General features: G+C 62.8%; 23 protein-coding genes. 14 read left to right on the forward strand and 9 right to left on the reverse strand.

The annotated features are described in order from the left end of the window. The 7 genes from NKJ67_RS06815 to NKJ67_RS06845 form a co-directional block, all read right to left on the reverse strand. The gene (locus NKJ67_RS06815; protein ID WP_027037204.1) at positions 1 to 1,026 is read right to left on the reverse strand and encodes a MotA/TolQ/ExbB proton channel family protein; all 1,026 of its coding nucleotides are present in this window, start codon (positions 1,024 to 1,026) and stop codon (positions 1 to 3) included. A gap of 104 nt (positions 1,027 to 1,130) precedes the next feature. Further along, a complete protein-coding gene (trhA, locus tag NKJ67_RS06820; protein WP_352580882.1) occupies positions 1,131 to 1,817 on the reverse strand; it encodes a PAQR family membrane homeostasis protein TrhA in 687 nt (228 codons plus the stop codon). Positions 1,818 to 1,940: 123 nt separating this feature from the next. Then, a complete protein-coding gene (locus NKJ67_RS06825) occupies positions 1,941 to 2,741 on the reverse strand; it encodes an inositol monophosphatase family protein (RefSeq protein ID WP_013529126.1) in 801 nt (266 codons plus the stop codon). An 85-nt stretch (positions 2,742 to 2,826) separates the two neighbouring features. Next, positions 2,827 to 3,393: an elongation factor P gene (efp, locus tag NKJ67_RS06830; RefSeq protein WP_013529127.1), complete on the reverse strand. Its 567-nt coding sequence runs from the start codon at positions 3,391 to 3,393 to the stop codon at positions 2,827 to 2,829. Between the two features lie 173 nt (positions 3,394 to 3,566). Continuing rightward, positions 3,567 to 4,607 carry a tetratricopeptide repeat protein gene (locus NKJ67_RS06835; RefSeq protein WP_352580884.1) on the reverse strand — a complete coding sequence of 347 codons (1,041 nt, stop codon included), beginning with the start codon at positions 4,605 to 4,607 and terminating at the stop codon, positions 3,567 to 3,569. A gap of 1 nt (position 4,608) precedes the next feature. Further along, the gene (locus NKJ67_RS06840; protein ID WP_127272276.1) at positions 4,609 to 5,256 is read right to left on the reverse strand and encodes a thiamine phosphate synthase; all 648 of its coding nucleotides are present in this window, start codon (positions 5,254 to 5,256) and stop codon (positions 4,609 to 4,611) included. Positions 5,257 to 5,390: 134 nt separating this feature from the next. Beyond that, positions 5,391 to 6,296: a DMT family transporter gene (locus tag NKJ67_RS06845; protein ID WP_352580885.1), complete on the reverse strand. Its 906-nt coding sequence runs from the start codon at positions 6,294 to 6,296 to the stop codon at positions 5,391 to 5,393. A gap of 134 nt (positions 6,297 to 6,430) precedes the next feature. Between NKJ67_RS06845 and NKJ67_RS06850 the strand changes: the two genes are divergently transcribed. The 5 genes from NKJ67_RS06850 to NKJ67_RS06870 all read left to right on the forward strand — a co-directional run bounded on the left by NKJ67_RS06850 (position 6,431) and on the right by NKJ67_RS06870 (position 10,555). After that, a complete protein-coding gene (locus tag NKJ67_RS06850) occupies positions 6,431 to 6,910 on the forward strand; it encodes an Lrp/AsnC family transcriptional regulator (protein ID WP_127268483.1) in 480 nt (159 codons plus the stop codon). Positions 6,911 to 6,973: 63 nt separating this feature from the next. Next, complete coding sequence (locus NKJ67_RS06855) at positions 6,974 to 7,702, forward strand: class I SAM-dependent methyltransferase (protein ID WP_352580886.1); 729 nt, start codon at positions 6,974 to 6,976, stop codon at positions 7,700 to 7,702. 117 nt (positions 7,703 to 7,819) lie between these two features. Further along, complete coding sequence (locus tag NKJ67_RS06860) at positions 7,820 to 8,590, forward strand: sulfite exporter TauE/SafE family protein (protein ID WP_352580887.1); 771 nt, start codon at positions 7,820 to 7,822, stop codon at positions 8,588 to 8,590. A gap of 232 nt (positions 8,591 to 8,822) precedes the next feature. After that, on the forward strand, positions 8,823 to 9,896 hold the full coding sequence (locus NKJ67_RS06865; RefSeq protein ID WP_352580888.1) for a hypothetical protein: 1,074 nt from the start codon (positions 8,823 to 8,825) through the stop codon (positions 9,894 to 9,896). Then, a complete protein-coding gene (locus NKJ67_RS06870; protein ID WP_352580889.1) occupies positions 9,830 to 10,555 on the forward strand; it encodes a hypothetical protein in 726 nt (241 codons plus the stop codon). Before NKJ67_RS06865 ends, NKJ67_RS06870 begins: the two co-directional genes overlap by 67 nt. 94 nt (positions 10,556 to 10,649) lie before the next feature. On the opposite strand, the gene NKJ67_RS06875 is transcribed toward NKJ67_RS06870, so the two are convergent. Continuing rightward, positions 10,650 to 11,201, reverse strand: a complete 552-nt coding sequence (locus tag NKJ67_RS06875) for a DUF2269 family protein (RefSeq protein WP_352580890.1) — start codon at positions 11,199 to 11,201, stop codon at positions 10,650 to 10,652. A 324-nt stretch (positions 11,202 to 11,525) separates the two neighbouring features. Between NKJ67_RS06875 and NKJ67_RS06880 the strand changes: the two genes are divergently transcribed. From NKJ67_RS06880 to ruvB, 7 genes are all read left to right on the forward strand, one after another. Beyond that, positions 11,526 to 11,906 (forward strand): hypothetical protein, encoded by a 381-nt coding sequence (locus tag NKJ67_RS06880; protein ID WP_352580891.1) that lies wholly within the window; start codon positions 11,526 to 11,528, stop codon positions 11,904 to 11,906. Between the two features lie 397 nt (positions 11,907 to 12,303). Continuing rightward, positions 12,304 to 12,837 (forward strand): protease adaptor protein RcdA, encoded by a 534-nt coding sequence (gene rcdA / locus NKJ67_RS06885; protein WP_127320883.1) that lies wholly within the window; start codon positions 12,304 to 12,306, stop codon positions 12,835 to 12,837. Between the two features lie 75 nt (positions 12,838 to 12,912). Next, positions 12,913 to 13,422 carry a crossover junction endodeoxyribonuclease RuvC gene (gene ruvC / locus NKJ67_RS06890; RefSeq protein WP_127268489.1) on the forward strand — a complete coding sequence of 170 codons (510 nt, stop codon included), beginning with the start codon at positions 12,913 to 12,915 and terminating at the stop codon, positions 13,420 to 13,422. A 56-nt stretch (positions 13,423 to 13,478) separates the two neighbouring features. Then, positions 13,479 to 13,748 (forward strand): AbrB/MazE/SpoVT family DNA-binding domain-containing protein, encoded by a 270-nt coding sequence (locus tag NKJ67_RS06895; RefSeq protein WP_352580892.1) that lies wholly within the window; start codon positions 13,479 to 13,481, stop codon positions 13,746 to 13,748. Further along, positions 13,726 to 14,145 carry a type II toxin-antitoxin system VapC family toxin gene (locus tag NKJ67_RS06900; protein WP_127268491.1) on the forward strand — a complete coding sequence of 140 codons (420 nt, stop codon included), beginning with the start codon at positions 13,726 to 13,728 and terminating at the stop codon, positions 14,143 to 14,145. Before NKJ67_RS06895 ends, NKJ67_RS06900 begins: the two co-directional genes overlap by 23 nt. Positions 14,146 to 14,172: 27 nt before the next feature. Beyond that, positions 14,173 to 14,793, forward strand: a complete 621-nt coding sequence (gene ruvA, locus NKJ67_RS06905) for a Holliday junction branch migration protein RuvA (RefSeq protein ID WP_013529140.1) — start codon at positions 14,173 to 14,175, stop codon at positions 14,791 to 14,793. Between the two features lie 43 nt (positions 14,794 to 14,836). Beyond that, the gene (gene ruvB / locus NKJ67_RS06910; RefSeq protein WP_023811851.1) at positions 14,837 to 15,874 is read left to right on the forward strand and encodes a Holliday junction branch migration DNA helicase RuvB; all 1,038 of its coding nucleotides are present in this window, start codon (positions 14,837 to 14,839) and stop codon (positions 15,872 to 15,874) included. A 102-nt stretch (positions 15,875 to 15,976) separates the two neighbouring features. Here ruvB and NKJ67_RS06915 read toward each other — a convergent pair whose 3' ends face one another. Beyond that, a complete protein-coding gene (locus NKJ67_RS06915; RefSeq protein ID WP_352580893.1) occupies positions 15,977 to 17,227 on the reverse strand; it encodes a glycoside hydrolase family 5 protein in 1,251 nt (416 codons plus the stop codon). Between the two features lie 57 nt (positions 17,228 to 17,284). Here NKJ67_RS06915 and ybgC point away from each other — a divergent pair, with 57 nt between their 5' ends. After that, positions 17,285 to 17,755 carry a tol-pal system-associated acyl-CoA thioesterase gene (gene ybgC, locus NKJ67_RS06920; protein WP_127269539.1) on the forward strand — a complete coding sequence of 157 codons (471 nt, stop codon included), beginning with the start codon at positions 17,285 to 17,287 and terminating at the stop codon, positions 17,753 to 17,755. A 421-nt stretch (positions 17,756 to 18,176) separates the two neighbouring features. Beyond that, complete coding sequence (gene tolQ / locus NKJ67_RS06925; RefSeq protein ID WP_013529145.1) at positions 18,177 to 18,887, forward strand: protein TolQ; 711 nt, start codon at positions 18,177 to 18,179, stop codon at positions 18,885 to 18,887. Positions 18,888 to 18,890 lie beyond the last annotated feature (3 nt).

The raw sequence follows: 18,890 nt of genomic DNA on the forward strand, positions 1-18,890 counted from the left end.
TCAGTGAACTCCGGGCTTCTTCAGAGCATCGGCGATCTTTTCCAGCGTGTTGCGCATCGCCTTCTGCTCGTCGGACTGGGCTTCGACCCAGTCGCGCATGATCTGCTGTTCCGAGCGCATGTTCTTGACCAGGCCGGAAATGCCGTCGGCGAGATTGGCCATGGCGGTGGCGACGCGCGGGTTGGAGCCGCCGCCATTCTCCTGCATCGAGCGCAGCCGTTCCGACAGCACCCGGATCTCGTCGGAGGATTCGGTCTTGGCTGGGTCGGCGACGACGATGTCCGACGACAGGTCGGTCACCGAGGACAGCCAGTTTTCCAGTTCGGTGTAGAAGCGTGTCTGGGCGCGACCGGCCTGCAGGTCGAGGAAGCCGAGCACCAGCGAGCCGGAGAGGCCGAACAGCGAGGACGAGAAGGCGGTGCCCATGCCGGCCAGCGGCGCCGAAAGCCCCTGCTTCAGGGAATCGAGCACCGCGGCGGCGTCACCGGTGCCGGGATCGAGCGATTCGATGGTCTCGCGGATCGAACCGATGGTGTTCAACAGTCCCCAGAAAGTGCCGAGCAGGCCGAGGAACACCAGCAGGCCGACGAGATAGCGCGAGGTGTCGCGGCTTTCGTCGAGGCGGGTGGCGATGGAATCGAGCATGGTGCGCATCGAACTGGTCGAGAAGGCCGTCGCCGAGGAGCGGCCGATCATCGCCTTCATCGGCGCCAGAAGCACTGGTTCTGTCGTTTCCGAGCCGGCACGGAAGGAGTTGACCCAGCGCACTTCGCGAAACAGTCGCCCGACCTGGGCGAAGGCCAAAAGGATGCCGACCACCAGCACGCCGACGATCAGGCCATTGAGGCCGGGATTGCTGCCAAAAGCGGTTGAGATCTGTCGGGTGAGGATGGCGGCGATGAAGGCGACGATGACCAGGAAGATCACCATGGTCAGCAGAAAGACCTGCGGGCTCGATAATTTATGCGGGTCGTAGATCAGGACATCAGAACGTCTGCCCATGCCGAAGGATCTGAGAAAAGCCATCCGTGCCCCGTTTCCGATGCCGCCGCCGATCACGTAAACCGCGACTCTAAACGGAATTGTGACCAAATTGAATGGCGCTTGGCAATATTGCCGCGTCGAGAATGTCAGAGGCGATTGATGACCAGACAGTCGACCATGGCGGCCAGATGCAGGCCGGCGCCGGTGACGACGAAACCGTGCCACAGCGCGTTGTGGAAGCGCAGCCCCTTCCAGGCGAAGAAGATGACGCCGCAGGAGTAGACGATGCCGCCGGCGACGATGAGCGCTATCGATGTCGTCGGCAGCGTCTGGACAAGCGGCTTGACCAGGATGATGCCGCTCCAGCCGATGGCGAGATAGAAGCCGATCGCCAGCCGGTCGAAACGGCCGGGAAAGAACACCTTGATGGCAATGCCCAGCACTGCCGCGGTCCAGACCAGCACGATCATCCAGCGCGCCAGCGGCGAGCCTTCGAGCTGCGCCAGGAAAGGCGTATAGGTCGCGGCGATCAGCAGATAGATCGCGGCGTGGTCGAAACGCCGCAACACCCATTTTGCAGGCGACGACACCGGCCACAGATTGTAGGTCATCGACACCGACAGCACGGTGAGCAGCGAAACCACGTAGAAGGCGGCGGCGATGTATTCGCCCGGTCCGACACGAAACGCGGCCAGTGCCAGCAGTGCGGAACCGGCTGATATCGCCAGTACGATGCCGACCGCGTGGACGATACCGTCTGCGATCATCTCGGCGCGCGAATAGTGCCAGCGTCCGATGAACGGGATATCGGGGTAGGGTTGGTTGTCTCTCACTAAGCCGGGTTCCTGCACCGCGCCCTCCAATCTGGGCGCATGCCGGGCAGTATTTCAAGCTTCCATTGCGGTTTTGCGACTGCGGCGCATCAGCGCGGCGTGGCTGTCAGCGCGGCTTGCCTGTCAACGAGAGGAGAGCGGCTTCTTCACGACCTTCAGCAAAGCGCGTTGGATGATCTCGTTGCCAGCGACAACCGAGCCGTTGTCGAGCATGTCCTGGCCGCCATCCATGTCGGAGACGAAGCCGCCCGCCTCGCGGATCAAAAGCAGCCCGGCGGCGATGTCCCAGGCAGACAGGCCGGTTTCCCAGAAGCCATCCATGCGGCCGGCAGCGACATAGGCGAGATCGAGCGATGCTGAGCCGAGGCGGCGGACGCCGGAAACCTCTGCCATGACATTGCGCAGCTCGACGAGGAAATTGCCGTGGTGGCCGCGTCCGAGATGCGGCATGCCGCAGCCGATCACCGTGTCGACCAGCTTGATGCGGCCGGCGACGCGCAAGCGGCGGTCGTTCATGAAGGCGCCGCCGCCACGTTCGCAGGTGTAGAGCTCGTCCATCGCCGGATTGTAGATGACGCCGGCAACGATCTGCCCCTGGCGTTCCAGCGCGATCGAAACGGCAAAGAGCGGGATGCCGTGCAGGAAATTGGTGGTGCCGTCGAGCGGGTCGACGATCCAGCGATGCTGGCCGTCGTCGCCTTCAACCACGCCGCGCTCTTCCATCAGGAAGGAATAGCCGGGCCGAGCCTTGGACAATTCGGCAAAGACGATGTCCTCTGCCTTGCGGTCGGCCTGGCTGACATAATCGCCGGGGCCCTTCATCGAGACCTGCAGGTTCTGCACCTCGCCGAAGTCGCGCGACAGCGAGCGGCCGGCCTTCATTGCGGCCTGGACCATGACGTTGAGAAGGGCTGAGCGTGCCATAGTGCTTTTTCCCGGTGCTGCGCTTTAAATTCTGCCTCGATGCATGTCGGTGACCCGGAACCCGGCCACTTCTGGGCGACATGCGTCAGTCGGCGCGGCGCACGTAAGTGATTTCGTTGGTGTCGACGATGATGCGCTCGCCGGCGCCGATGAAGGGCGGCACCAGGACGCGGATGCCGTTCTCCAGGATCGCCGGCTTGTAGGACGATGCCGCCGTCTGACCCTTCACCACCGGGTCGGCCTCGGTGATGGTCAGCGTCACATAGTCGGGCAGCGAAATGCCGATCGGCCGCTCTTCGTAGAGCTGGACCGTCACCATCATGCCGTCCTGCAGGAAGGCGGCGCGATCGCCGACGAAGTCCTTGTTCAATTCGAGCTGCTCGTAGCTCTGGGTGTCCATGAACACCAGTGCGTCTTCCTGCGCGTAAAGGAAGGAAAAATCCTTCAGGTCGAGCCGGATCTGTTCGACGGTCTCGGCCGAGCGGAAGCGCTCGTTGAGCTTGGTGCCGTTGATGAGGTTCTTCAGTTCGACCTGATTGTAGGCGCCGCCCTTGCCGGGCTTGACGGTGTTGGTCCTGACCGCCACCCAAAGCCCGCCATCATGCTCGATGACATAGCCGGGACGGATTTCGTTGCCATTGATCTTGGCCATGATGAGATGATCCGGAATGATGCCAACGGCCACGCCGTCGGTATGGATGTTCGCTGGGAAAGCGATTTCGGGCTCCCAAGACCACAAATCGCCAGAAGAGGCAAGGGAGCGGGCAGGTCGGTGCCAGGCGAGGGGAGCCGAGGTTACACTTGCAATGACCGCGAGAACCGCCGTCAAGGCAGCCGGTTGGCCTTCTGCAGCGCCTGCTTGGTCTGGTCGTCGTCCAGCCCCTGCAGGAAGTCGTCCATCTGTGGGTCGATGAGGCCGGCACGGCGGGCGACGATGTACCAGGCGCCGGCAAGCACAAGGTCCGGATCGGTGCCGATGCCTTGCATATAGAGCTTGGCCAGGCGGTTCTGGGCGGCGACATTGCCGCCCTCCGCCGCCTGCTTCATCCAGCCGAAGGCGGATTTCAGGTCGCGCGCACCGCCGCGGCCTTCGATCATCCAGGCGGCGAGATCGATCTGCGCGGTGTCGTAGTTCTGCCTTGCGGCCTGCGCCAGCAGGCGCCTTGCCTGGGCGTCGTCACGTGGCTTGCCACCGACACCGTTGGCGTAGATCTGCGACATTGCATATTGCGCGTCCGCGAGGCCGGTCGCGGCGGCGCGCTCATAGTAGGAAACCGCCTTGGCCATGCCGGCGTCGCCGGGGTCCTGCTGGACCAGCATCTGCGCGAAATTGAATTGCGCCAGCCGGTTGCCGGCTTCGGCGGCGGCCTGCATCAAGGCGTAGGCCTCTTTTCCATCCTTTTTGACGTAGCGGCCGTCGAGCAGCATCAGCGCATACTGGAACTGCGATTCCGGCACACCCTGTTCGGCGGCCAGCGCGTACCATTTCGCCGCTTGCGCCGAATTGACCGGCACACCGAGCCCCCGCGACAGGATCTCGGCCACCAAGGTCTGCGCCGCCGGATCGCCGTTTTGCGCCCGGACCAATGCCAGATTGTAAGCTGTCTTGTAGAGACCGCGCTGGAAGGCGCCATAGGCCGCGTCGGCGGGTTTTGCGCCGAAGCGGTCGGGATTGACCGTGTCGGCCGACGGCAGCGGCGCGGGCTCGGCCGTGGTAGCGGGCTGCGGCAACGGCTTGTCGATCGGCTTGTCGGTGTGGACGCCGATTTTCGGCTTGGGCTGCGGCAGGGGGATGGTCTCCGCGGCGGCAGCCTGGACCATCAGCACCGCAAGCAGAGCCTGGAGGGGAAGCGTCGCCGAGGACATTTCAGTCCTCGAAGCGCGGCGCGGTCTCGTCGAGCAGCGCGTTGGCGGTGGCGACCGCTGTCCTGGGATCGGTGCCGTCGGCAAACACGGCGCTCGACAGCGCCACAAATTCAGCGCCGGTGGCGCCCACCGCTTCGACCGAGGCGATGTCGGATCCGGCCATGACGATGCAAGGGATCTGGATCATGTCCGCCCACCATGCGCCGAGCGACAGGTTGCGCGGGTGCGGTTCGGGCTTGTTGTCGTAACCGAAGCGGCCGAAGAAGATGTAGTCTGGCCGCGTCTCGCCAAGCTCGAGCGCGTCGTCACGTGTCTTGGCGCCGCCGGTGCCGACCATCATCTTTGCCTGGAAATGCTCGATCGTCTCGGCAAGTTCGGCCTTGGAGACCTCGACATGGATGCCGTCGGCCTGGACGCGGCCGGCTATGCGGGTGTCGCCGGCGATGATGACAGCAACGCCGGCGGCTTGCGCTGCCGGCACGATCTGTTCGGCGAAAGCCTGGAAGGAGGCTTCATCCATGCCGTTCTCGGGCAGGATCAGCGAAGCGACATCGCCGCCATCGAATGCCGCGACAATACGGGCCGCCGGCACGCCGGACGGCGCGATCAGCACGATGCGACAGCGATTGGGGGGCGTTGCTTCATTCATGGTTCTTCGGGTCCCGCGTTTCGCCTATGCCGGGCGAAGATGGTTGGATTGCGGCATAGAGCAAAGTGCCCGCTTTGAACAGGCGGGCAGCCGGGATCGCGATGTTTGACCCGCCGGGCATCCGGCGGGGCGCTTCATTTGATCGGGTGCGGGCTCGCCACGGACGGTTTGCCCTTCCACAGCGTCCAGCCGAGATTCATGCCGGTGGCGGCGATCAGGATGGCGGTGGCGCCGACGACCTGACTCAGATGCAGCCGATGGCCGAAGGCGACGACATCGACCAGGATGGCGACGACCGGATAGATGAAGGACAGCGATCCCTGCAGATGCGTCGGCAGCTTCTGGATGGCGCCGTACATCAGTATGTACATCAGGCCGGTATGGACGATGCCGAGCGTCGCCAGCATGGTCCAGCTCCAGGCATCGGCCGGAAGCTCTGCAAGATTGGCGAAAGGCGCCAGCATGACGACGCCGACGCAGACCTGGATCAGCGCGATGAGGTGCGGCGGCGTGCCCTTGAGCTTCTTGGTGACGATGGCGGCGACGGCCCAGAAGAAAGCCGCGCCCAACGCCATGACGATGCCGGTGAAATAATCCGTGCCGATATCGCCGGCATCGGGAGCCGACTGCACGATCAGAACCATGCCGGCGAAGGCGATGGCCAGCCAGGTCAGCTTGGTCAGGGTCAGCCGCTCGGCGAAGAAAAGCGCACCGAAGCCGACCAGCATGAAAGGCTGCGTGTTGTAGACAGCGGTGGCGATCGAGATCGACGCGCGCGAGAATGCGCTGAACAGCAGCAGCCAGTTGACGACGATGGCGACGCCGCCGAGCGCGGCGATGCCGATGATGCGCAGCGACAGCCTGTTGCGCAGCAATCCCAGCCCGGCGCAGATGATGAGCAGCGTCAGCGCACCGAAAGCGCAACGCCAGAACACCACATCCATGATCGGCTGGCCGGACAGGACGACGAACCATCCGATCGTTCCCAGGATGGCCATTGCGGCTGACATTTCGACCGTGCCGCGCACCGTTTCGTTCACAACAAACCTCCATATCGGTTGAGCCGCCATAATCTCATGCTGCCGCGAAGCTTTCCATCTGATTGGAAAGGGTGTATGGCCTGTTGGCCTAATTATATTAGGAGAAAACTCCAAACTATCGGGGAAAGAAAAAGATGCTGGACGATCTCGACCGGAATCTCCTTGAAATCCTGGTCAAGGATGCACGGACCTCGCTGAAGGAACTGGCCGCCCAGGTCGGGCTGTCGTCGCCAAGCGTTTCGGAGCGGCTGCGACGGCTCGAGGAGCGCGGCGTCATCCGGGCGTTCACTGTCGAGATCGATCCGCTGGCGCTCGGTTATACCCTGCAGGCGATCGTGCGCATCCGGCCTTTGCCGGGCAAGCTGCACATCGTCCAGAAGCTGATCGAGGAAATTCCCGAATTCGGCGAATGCGACAAGGTGACGGGCGATGATTGTTTCGTCGCCCGACTGTTCGTGCGCTCGATCGGTGATCTCGACGGGATTTTGGACCGTATCGCCGACAAGGCCGAGACCAGCACCGCCATCATCAAGGCGCAGCCGATCCGGCGGCGGCCGCCGCCGCTTGACGCAACCGCCTCTCGGGATAGGGCAAAGGTCTTGCAGGCCTCCTGATCGAGTTGGGTGGAAAGCCGGTGGCCGGTTGGTTAGTGTGCCGGCCCAAACGAGGCCGGAACCATGGCGCAGTATATATACGATCGTGAGGATTTCTTCGCAGGCTACAGCCAGCTCGGCCGTTCGGTCGAAGGGCTGGAGGGTGCCGCCGAGTGGCCGGTATTGCGCGCCATGCTGCCCGATGTCGGCGGCTTGAGGGTCGTCGATCTCGGCTGCGGCTTCGGCTGGTTCTGCCGCTGGGCCCGCGAGCATGGGGCGGCGCAGGTGCTTGGCCTGGATCTGTCGGAGAAGATGCTTGCCCGGGCAAGGGCCGCCGGCCCCGATGCTGGCATAAGCTATGAGACGGCCGATCTCGATCGGCTCAGCCTGCCGGAAGCCAGCTTTGATCTCGTCTACAGCTCGCTCGCCTTGCACTATGTCGAGGATGTGTCGCGTCTGTTCGGGACCGTGCATCGGGCCCTGGCGCCTGGCGGGCGTTTCGTCTTTTCGACGGAACATCCGATCTTCATGGCGCCGACCAAACCCGGCTGGGTGATCGATAGCGAAGGCCGCAAGACGTGGCCTGTCGACCAATATCTGGTGGAAGGACCGCGCAGCACCGACTGGCTGGCCAAGGGCGTGGTGAAACATCACCGCACGATCGGCACCACCCTCAACGCACTGATCCGGTCCGGCTTCACCATCGGCCATGTCGAGGAATTCCGGCCGACCGATGCGCAAATCGCAGCCAAGCCGGAACTGGCGGAAGAGCTCGAGCGGCCGATGTTCCTGCTGGTCTCGGCTCGGCGCTAGGCACTGGCCGGCGTCGGCCGAGTGTGCGGCCGCCACGCTCATATTTGCTGTCGCTCCGCCCGAGATTCTGGGCTATTCAAGCGTCGACCCGCTTTCCCTCCGGACCAGTCCCCTCCCATGTCAGGCCTGCTTCTCGATCCGTGGTTCTATGCGGCTGCCATTCCGGCGGTCATTCTGGTCGGCCTGTCCAAGGGCGGCTTTGGCGGCGCCGTCGGTTTCGTCGGCGTGCCGCTGATGGCGCTGACCATGCCGCCGGTGCAGGCGGCGGCCATCCTGCTGCCGATCCTGTGCCTGATGGACATCGTCTCGGTATGGACATGGTGGGGCGTTTATAACAGAAAGATGCTGGTCGACATGATGCCGGGTGCCGTCATCGGCATCGGCCTTGGCTGGCTGACGGCGGCACTGGTGACCGAAGAGGCGGTGCGGCTGATCGTCGGCGCCGTCGCCATCATCTTCGTCCTGCGCTGGCTCTATCTGCAGTTCCGCCATGGCGCCGATCACGCTGCCGCGCCCAACCGCGTCGCCGCCGCGGTCTGGGGCACGGTCGCCGGGTTCACCAGCTTCGTAGCCCATGTCGGCGGCCCGCCCTTCCAAGTCTATGCCTTGCCGATCCGGCTCGATCCGAAGGTTCTATCGGGCACCGCCGCGATCTTCTTTGCCGCCACCAATGCGCTGAAGCTGGTGCCCTATTTCGCGCTCGGCCAGTTCGACACCGCCAATCTGACGGCATCGGCGGTGCTGATGCCGCTGGCGCCGCTGTCGACCATTGCCGGGGCCTGGCTGGTGCGGCGGATGCGGCCGGAAACCTTCTATCCCTTCACCTATGCAACCGTCGCGGTCGTTGCACTGAAGCTGCTGTGGGATGGCATCGCAGGTCTTATCTAGTAGTCAAAATCTGACGCTTGGTACCAACGACGACAGTCCGTTCAGAGCGGGAAGTTGCGGTTCGGCCCATCCGTCAGAACGGGCACATTGCGCGATATCCAGACACTCGTCGCGCCATTTCAGAGCGGACCATCGTTCAAGTCCAGTTCTGCCCAACGTGGATGCCACCTCAATTAGAATTTCAAGCCTGAGCTTGGCGAACGATTAATGCTCCCGTGCGTATTACTGCTCCATGATCGTCGGTCGCCCCTTCTTTATCACCTATGCGGCCTTGACCGCAGTGACGGTACTGTTGGTTGCAATGCCGCCGCTAGTGATCGTTGTCGGCATTCTGACCCTTGGCATCGGAGTGTTGATCCCCTCGATCTGGCTCTACGTCACGGCAATGATGCCAGGGCTGTTGCTGTACCGAAGAGGCGTTCACTGGTCGCTTGCCGCGCTCGTCAGTATCGGCGCGGCATCCGCGCTGGCCATCATACCCGCCAGGATCGCTGCACCGCGCGCGGAGCGGACCCTGATCGAGCTTACCTCAGGTGATTTCCGCAAGCCTTTGCCGCGCAGGCCGGAACAGATTGAGCTGATCCGCGACCAAGTGGCATTTGTCCGCAAAGGCGACGATCCTATTGAGCATGCCGCCTGCGACGAGATCTGCCAGCACCTGCTGCTGACACGTCAGGTCACAACCGTTGCCGTCATCGCCCACGCCCGGCACGGCGAGCCGAACGTCGTGGTCAGCTACTCCCTTACGGCGATGGCGAGGTGCCCTACAGCCTTTGACAGCCGCCACACAAGGGTCCTTCGATCGACAACAAAGGCAAAGATTGCCGGAATTTGCATCATGCCGTCGCGCGGAATCGGCATGATGGATGGCATCAGTATCAGCCAGAGGGAAGTCGCCAACCGTTCGATCCCCACATTCTCGTTGACCACTGTCCAACGGGCGCGGCGGGTAGAAGTCTCGGAAAGACGGCAGGGAAAGGACGTTCCTCTCCTGCGCGCCACAGAAGTGGAGATCGGCAGCGCGACGGCGCCCTTCCTGATTTTTCCGTATGCCGGGCTGCTGACGACGGTAAGCGGGACTGGAATCTCGAAAAGCGACCGCGCGGTCAATCAACAACCCTTGCTGGCGTTGATGGACGAACTCGGCTTTTCGCTTGTCCCGAAGGAAAACGACGGCCTAACATACCGGTCCAGGCAATGGTCTTCTTTGCCGATGACCCGCTGCAACCCGACAGGGATATGGTGCTGTCGATCCTTGCCCAGCCTGGAGCGGATCGCTTCGACTATGATCTGGAGGCCGCAGTAAACCAATGGACGGAAAGGTTCTGGTCCGGTGCGGTTGATTTGGACCGTGACGACCGTTCGGCCCTGTCTGCCGTCACGCTCGACCGTCGGATGTCGCGGATTGGTGGTCTAAATGTGCTGTGGCGCGGCCGTCCAGATCTGGTGGCGTTGCTGGCCGAACCGATCCTGACACGGCTGGCATGGCCTGTGAGTGCTCCAAACTACGATCAGGACCGGCAACTGGCGATGCTGGTGGCGCGCCAGGATGACGCCTTCCTGGCAGATCACTCGGCGGCGGTGCTTGCGGTCGTGCGGGACCATCTGTCGCGCAACACCTCGCCGTTGTTGGTTGCGGCTGTCGGGCTCGGCGCCGAAGGGACGCCGGCTGTGCTGGCCGGCATGGTCTCCGACGACAACATCGTCCGCATCGACGCCATAGGCGCTGCTTGCCGCTCGCCGATGGAGGTTGCTCCTTACATCTTGCCAGCGATCAGCACCATGTTGTCCGGGAAAGGCCAAGAGACCGACTACCTGATCGTTGCGCTCGCGGCCATGAGCGGCGTGGGCGCCGCCGAGCAGGAGATCGAACGCCAGCCTGTCGAAGCGAGAAATCGCTTGAAGCTAATTTTGAAGCACGCCACCGTCGATGGCAGGGTCCGTTGTCCCGACTTTGTAGCATGATCGTAGGCGCAGCCGTCCGAAATCACCTTTGGGTCGGATCGCGACCATGCGACACTTGCACCGGCACGACCTCAGGGCAGGGCGGCGTCTGACTTCAGGCAGCGCTCGGCACGAGACGGCGGTTGCCGCCAAAGGCCAGTGTGGCGCCGATCAAGACGGCTAGCACCATCCCGGCAAGGATGCCGATGTCATGCACGGTCGGCTTGAGCACCATGTCGGCAATGATGACCACCATCACGGCATAGTCGAAGCGCGCCGCGCTCATCATACGCTGGCCGATGGCAAGAACCTCTGGTGTGACGCCCTCTTTGGCGATCATTGCGCCCATGCGCTCGCCGGTCGGTTTGAAGATGAACATGCCGATCGAAAAGGTCGTGGCGTAGCCGGCCAGGCCGATGAGGATCCACAGGTCGGAGAAGCCGACCCAGAACCAGCACATGATGAGGCCGAAAATCAGCGTCAGCATCGACATCGGCGCGAAGAACCTGCCGCCCAGCTGACCGCTGGCGCGCATTGCCTGCAGTTTTTCCTCGATGTTGCCCGCCCGCTCGGCAAGTATGCCCAGCAGGAACAGCACGAAGCCGCCTCCGACCCACAGAATGGCGGTAGTGACGTGGAGGAATTTGACGATCGTGTACCAGTCCATGGGTCGCTCCTGCAGTGTTCCGGTCAGGTTGCGGCGGCGCTGATTTGCGCCGGCCGTCAGAGGAGCGGGCGTTTAGCGTGGCGCCTGTTTCGGAACGATGTCGCGAAAAACCGGATCTGTTTCAGGCAATGAAGAAGCGGCTGAGATAGTGAACGCGCTATCTGATTTCCTGCTAATGTACGAATCGTCGGGAGGGGGTTGGCGCGACATCGTCCGGAAACATCGCCGATGCTAGCGCGCTAACGCCGGGAGCCCGGTGGCGACAACAATCGCCTGACGATCAACCCATTCCCACAACGGGAAAAGGCAATTCGGGGGACAGACATGCAAGGGGTAGCACGGAATTTCTTCACACTGGCCGTCATCTATTCGCTGTGCGGCATGGCGCTCGGCCTGCACATGTCGATCAGCCAGGATCACGGTCAGATGCCGACTCACGCCCACACGATGGTGGCCGGATGGCTGATGTCGGCGGTCTTCGCCTTCTTCTACCATTTGTTCCCTGCCATCGGGCAGAAGACGCTCGCCACCGTTCATTTCTGGCTGACCGCAATCAGCGGCATCGGCCTGCTGATCGGCCTCTATTTCCTGCTTGCCGGCAATGCCGCGATCGAACCGCTGGTGGCGGCCTCCTCGATGGGCTTCTACGCAGCCATGCTGCTGTTCGCCTTCATCGCCTTGCCGGCGATCTGGAGGACAGCCTGAGCTAGCCTGACGCAGGAGATGCTGTCCTGTTACGGCACAGTATGGCGGCGTTCGGTCAAAAAACATCCGCGCCGTTAAGGCTTCATTAAGCTTTACAGGTGTTTACTATGTTCATCCAGTGATCTGGATTCTTACCGAGTGGTTGGAGCCACTTTGTTTGACGCCTCCCTGTTAAACTCCTGAGAGCCGCCTTATCCGCGGCTCTTTTTTTGTCTTCATTTCCCTTTTTGTCCGCGTCTCAGCGGGGCCGCCCAATGGCGGCTCGCCGTTAACCTTCTGTTAAACATGTGCTTGCCTTCGCCGGTGACGAAGCGCATTTTCAAGCTTCAGTCAGATAGGGTTCCGGGTGTATCGGCAGGGAGCCGAATCGGCCGGTTGCAAGTGCAGGGGCGTATCAATGAACGAGCCTTCGAAGGGCAGTGCGAAAACCGTCAAGCTGGCGGAGCGCCGGGTTTTCTCGCAATCCTTCAAGCCGCTTTACCAGGAAGGCATGGGCCTGGTCGAACAGGCCGCCGAATATCTCGACGGCAAGGGCCGGGCCGAGGCAAAGAAACTGTCGCGGCTGGGCGCCACGCTCTATGCGGCCGAATCGATGCGGCTGACCACCCGGCTGATGCAGGTTGCGTCCTGGCTGCTTTTGCAGCGCGCCGCCAATTCCGGCGAGATGACCCGCGACCAGGTCGCGTCGGAAAAGTCCAAGGTGCGTCTCGACACCGCTTCCGCCCATGACGAAGCCGCCGGCTGGGCCGAGTTGCCCGAGGATTTCCTCGATCTCGTCACCCGCTCGCTGCGCCTGCAAGCACTGGTGCGCCGCATGGACGAGGAGATCTATGGCTCGGGCGCCTTGGTCGACATGCAACCGATGGCTCGCCGCCTCAATCCGGTTTCCGACCAGATCAGCCTGCTCAACACGGCTTTCGCTCGGGGTTAGACCTCGGTCTGTCTTCTGTTTCCGGTTTGTTCACATTTCGCTGGCATCGCTGTGGGCCGGAGGTAAACTCGGCAAATGGCGGAAGCGATTCGCATCATCGGTATCGATCCTGGGCTTCGGCGCACCGGCTGGGGCATCGTCGAAAGCCTCGGCAATTCGCTGCGCTTCATTGCTTCCGGCACCGTGAAGTCCGACGACAAGGCGGCGCTGGCAACGCGGCTGTGCCAGCTGCATGACGGGCTCGCCGAAATCCTGCACAGCGCGATGCCGCACGAGGCGGCGGTCGAACAGACCTTCGTCAACAAGGACGCGGTGGCAACGCTGAAGCTCGGCCAGGCGCGTGGCATCGCCATGCTGGTGCCGGCGCGTGCGGGGCTTGTCGTTGCAGAATATGCGCCCAACGCGGTGAAGAAGGCGGTGATCGGCGTCGGCCATGGCGACAAGAAGCAGATCCACATGATGGTGAAGGTGCTGTTGCCAAAAGCCGTCTTCGATACCGAACATGCCGCCGACGCACTGGCCATCGCCATCTGCCACGCGCATCATCGGCAAAGCGTGGCCTACAGGATGGCGCTGGCCGGCTAGCTACGTTCTTGACTTGTTCACGTTGCAGGAATAGGTAATACCGCAGAGGTATTACCATGCGTGTGACCACCAAGGGGCAAGTCACAATCCCCAAGCCGATAAGGGACCGTCTGGGCATCGCCCCGGGCTCCGAGGTGGAGTTCGTGGCCACCGACGAGGGCGTTCGGCTGGTTGCCGTCAACGAGCACCTCTCCCAGGAAGAGAAATTGCGCAGGTTCAGCGATGTCCTCGACCGGATGGAGGGGACGTTGGATCTGGGAGGCATGACCACCGATCAGTACATGGAGTGGTTGAGGGGGCCGCGTGAAGATCTCGACGTTGATTGACACAAATGTCCTGATCGACGTTTGGGGTCCAGCCGGACCGATGAAAGGATGGTCGGCATCGGCAATCGCCTCCTGCCGCCGCGACGGCGCGTTGGTGGTCAACACGATCGTCTGGTCCGAGTTGGCGCCGCTGATTGCGACGGAAACGGCGCTTCGAAAAGCAGTCGACATGCTTGGGATGGATCGCGAACTTGTATCTTGGGACGCGGCGTTCCTTGCCGGCGTCACGCATTCCCGCTATCGCCGGGCCGGTGGCGTCAGGGAAAGAACCTTGCCCGATTTCTTTATCGGCGCTCACGCGACCGTCGCTGGACATCGTCTTTTGACCCGCGACGCTGCTCGCTACCGCAGCTATTTTCCCGACCTCGACATCATCTCTCCTGAAACGCACCCATGAGGGCCTATCTTCCATGAAAGATCTGGCATGATCGGCAAGCTCAAGGGCACGCTCGACGAGGTCGACGAGGATCATTGCCTCGTGGACATCCATGGCGTCGGCTACGTCGCCTATTGCTCGGCGCGCACGCTGGCGGCGCTGCCTTCGCCCGGCGAAGCGGTGGTGCTGTTCATCGAGACCTATGTGCGCGAGGACATGCTGCGCCTCTACGGCTTCCAGTCGGTGCTGGAACGCGAGTGGTTCCGGCTGCTGATGAACAATGTTCCGGGCGTCGGCGCCAAGGTGGCGCTGGCTATCCTGTCGACGCTGGCGCCGGCCGACCTCGCCAACGCCATTGCGCTGCGCGACATTGCCATGGTGTCGCGCGCACCCGGCGTCGGCAAGAAGGTGGCCGAGCGCATCGTCACCGAGTTGAAGAACAAGGCGCCGGCCTATGCCGGAACCGCCTCGGGCACCATCGGCCTGAAACAGGAACTCGGTGACGGCGTGGCATCCGCGCCCATCACCGACGCGGTCTCGGCGCTGGTCAATCTCGGCTATTCGCGCGACACCGCCGCCAATGCTGTGGCGGCGGCGCTGAAGACGGCGGGCGAGGATGCCGATGCGCCAAAGCTGATCCGCTTCGGGCTGAAGGAACTGGCGCGGTGAACCGTCGCTTGTTCAGCTCCTTGCCGTGTGTAAGGAAGGCGTCATGAGCCTGTCGCCCCGCCTGATTGCGCCGGAAAAACGCGGCGAGGATGCCGAGCAGACCTTGCGGCCGCAGACGCTCGACGATTTCGTCGGCCAGGCGGCGGTGCGGGCCAATCTCAAAGTGTTCATCGAGGCCGCCAAAGGCCGCAACGAGGCGCTCGACCATGTGCTGTTCGTCGGGCCGCCCGGTCTGGGCAAAACGACGCTGGCGCAGATCATGGCGCGCGAACTCGGCGTCAATTTCCGCTCGACCTCGGGTCCGGTCATCGCCAAGGCCGGTGATCTTGCCGCGCTGCTGACCAATCTCGAGGAAGGCGACGTGCTGTTCATCGACGAGATCCATCGGCTGAGCCCGGCGGTGGAGGAGATCCTTTATCCGGCGATGGAGGATTTCCAGCTCGACCTGATCATCGGCGAAGGACCGGCGGCGCGTTCGGTCAAGATCGACCTTGCCCGCTTCACGCTCGTCGCCGCCACCACGCGGCTCGGCCTGCTGACCAATCCGCTGCGCGACCGTTTCGGCATTCCGGTACGGCTCAATTTCTACACGGTCGAGGAGCTGGAGCAGATCGTGCGGCGCGGCGCGCGCATCCTGCAAATGCCGCTTGGCGACGACGGTGCGCTGGAGATCGCGCGGCGTGCGCGCGGCACGCCACGCATCGCCGGCCGGCTCTTACGCCGTGTGCGCGATTTCGCCTCGGTGGCCGGCGACGGCCATGTCGACCGCAAGATCGCCGATGAGGCGCTCACCCGGCTGGAGGTCGATGCGCTCGGCCTCGACGCGCTCGACCGGCGGTATCTCAGCATGATCGCGCGCAATTTCGGCGGCGGGCCGGTCGGCATCGAGACGATCGCCGCCGGCCTGTCAGAGCCGCGCGATGCCATCGAGGACATCATCGAGCCCTATCTGATCCAGCAGGGCTTCATCCAGCGCACGCCGCGCGGCCGCATGCTGACGGCCAATGCCTGGCGCCATCTCGGCCTCGACGCGCCGAAGGATCTGGCACAGCAGCAGATCAACCTGTTCCAGGAAGAGTAATTTTCCAGTGCGCCGCCCGTCGTCTCGGGTATTGGCTCAGCATTGCGTCGGTACGTTTTTTGAATGCGCCCGGAATCTTCTCGGTCGATCTTGGCTGAGCGATCAATGCAGCCCGCGGATCACGTCCATCACATCCGGCTCGGCTTTGTCGCCATTGAAGGCGTCGACGATGCCGAAGGCGCCGCCATAACTCCACACCGACCATGAGAAGCCATGTGCTTCGGCACGCCCGATCATGTCCCTGACATAGGCGGCCCGGTACCCGGCGGGCATCACATAGGAATTGCCATATTCCTGGCGGATCATGCCGAACTCGCCCAGCGTGATGTTTTCAGGCCTGACGCCATTGGCACTCGCCCATGCCTCGACCTTTTTGAACGGCGCATCCATGAGGCCCAGCAACTTGTCGGGACTGTCCATGCTGGCGACCTGTTCGTCGAGATAGGCAAGCAGGCCGCTCTGCCGTGTCCACGGCGCCTCGGCCTTGATCCTGGCGCGGATGGTGTCGAGCGTCACGTCGAGCTGTGCCTTGGGCACCGCGCTCAGCGGGTAAGGCAGGCCGGTCACATAGGGGATGAAGTCGCCGGCCCAGGTCGCGCCCTGATGGGTGAGCAGGAACGGATCGTAGGAGTGGAACGTCCAGATGACATTGTCGTCAGGGATCGTCTTGGGATCGATCTTCTCCAGCGAACTCGCCGCGGAATAGCATGCGCCGGTCAGCACGAGGGTCAGTTTCGTCGCCGAGGATCGCGCCGCGGCGAACAGTTTGCGCTGGCGGTCCGGCCACAGGCTGGTGCCGTCGCTGTCGCAGTCGACGATCGGTTCGTTCATCGGCTCGAAGGCAACCTGGGTGGGGTCTTCGCCGGCCAGCGTGCGGGCCATCTTGCGGACCATCTCGACATAGGCGTCGAAGGTCCGCGGGTCGTCCATCACTTGCGCCATGCCGATCTTGCGGCTGCCGCCGGCAGGGATCAGGTGCATGTCGACGACGACCTTCAGCCCGGCGCGGTTGATCATGCGCACGGAGTCCAGCACGCTGGCATAGAGGTCGTCACGCAAGGCCACGGTCTGGTCGGACAGGAAAGGCGAAGGGTCGACCGGCATGCGCAGGAAATCGAGGCCGGCATCCTTCAGCGCCTTGAGGTCGTTCTCCCCAAGGAATTTGCGCCATTCCGGATAGGGCAGGATGGCCTTGGCGTCGCCCCACTGGTCTTCGCCGGGCCATGTGACCCATTGGTCGAGGTTGAGGCCGCGCTTCATCGAGAATGTCGCGGCCTGGCCAGGCAGCGCCAAAGCCACGAGCACGAACAGCGCCGCCGTCAAACTCTTGATCATCGCCGTCAACAGTGCCATCCGATGTTATGTTCCGCGGGAAACTGGTGCCTGGTCGGGGCTGAAAAAGGAAGCGCAATGGGCGATCATGGTGAATCGGCGACGCTGCTGGCCGGGCTTTCCGGCGCGCTGACCACGTTCGGCCACCGGCTGATGGCGCGGGTCTATTATGCCGACACCGATTTCTCCGGCGTCGTCTACCATGCGCGCTATCTCGAATTCTTCGAACGCGGTCGCTCCGACTATCTCCGGCTGACCGGCGTGCACCACACAGAGCTTGCCGATGGCAAGCATGGCGAAAGAATAGTCTGGGTGGTGCGCCGTATGGAGATCGACTTTCGCGGCCCCGCCCGTATCGATGACATCCTGACGGTCGACACCCGCACCGAGGAGATTTCCGGCGCGCGCATCTTCATGGCGCAGCAGCTCAAGCGTGGCGACGAACTGCTGGTCGAGGCCAAGGTCGAGGCGGCGATCATCGGTGAGAATGGCCGCCCAAGGCGGTTTCCCAGGGAATGGGTGGCGGCATTCATGCCGAGGGTGCGCTGATATTCAGGTGATGCCGGCCTGCAAACAGCAGCTTCCTGCGCTTCCCCGTTCTTCGCATCGCGGTAGAACGGTGCTCACGTACGAAAAGTACGCTCCGCTCCGGTTCTCGGAATCTACCGTTTTCGGCTCGGCCTGACCTGAATCTCAGCACACCCTAGGCGCAGCCATTGAATTGATGGCCTTGCCATTGGGCGTGGCAATGCGCCGCGCCTTATATACTAACCCATCCTTAACCATAACGGTTCATGAAGAGATTGGTGAAGATTGGCGTTATCGAACGCCTTCCTTTCACCAATATTTGCCCCGAAAAGGCCGATAACGGCACAGTTTGGGGTTGTTCCGGTAGCTTCGTGCGAACCGACCACAAGGGATGCCAGGGGCCAGCCGCCAGCTTCGCCCGGAAAATCTTAAGGACGTAACGATGGAAAATATCGCACTCGCCGACCCGGGCGCGCAATTGTCGGTTTGGTCGCTGTTCGTTTCGGCCAGCTGGGTCGTCAAGTTGGTCATGATCGGCCTGCTCTGCGCCTCGGTCTGGACCTGGGCGATCATCGTCGACAAGCTGGTTTCCTATGCCCGCATGCGGCTGGCGCTCAACCGGTTCGAACAGGTGTTCTGGTCGGGGCAGTCGCTGGAGGAGCTTTACCGCACACTCGCCGATCGCAAGACCACCGGCATGGGCGCCATTTTCGTCGCCGCCATGCGCGAGTGGAAGAAGAGTTTCGAGAAGGGCGCCAAGTCGCCGCTCGGCCTGCAGACCCGCATCGACAAGGCGATGGACCTGGCGCTGACCCGCGAGATGGAAAAGCTGGAAGGGCGCCTCGGTTTCCTTGCCACCACCGGCTCGGCGGCACCCTTCATCGGCCTGTTTGGCACCGTCATCGGCATCATGACGTCGTTTCAGGCGATCGCCGGCTCCAAGAACACCAGTCTCGCGGTGGTTGCGCCGGGCATCGCCGAAGCGCTGCTGGCGACGGCCATCGGCCTGCTGGCCGCCATTCCGGCCGTCATTGCCTACAACAAGCTGTCGTCCGATGCGAGCAAGATAGCCGTGCGCATGGAAGGGTTCTCCGACGAGTTCTCCGCCATACTCTCGCGCCAAATCGATGAAAAAGTGGCCCCCAAGGCCTGAGGA

The organism is Mesorhizobium sp. M0088 (assembly GCF_040322895.1).
GTDB lineage: Bacteria > Pseudomonadota > Alphaproteobacteria > Rhizobiales > Rhizobiaceae > Mesorhizobium.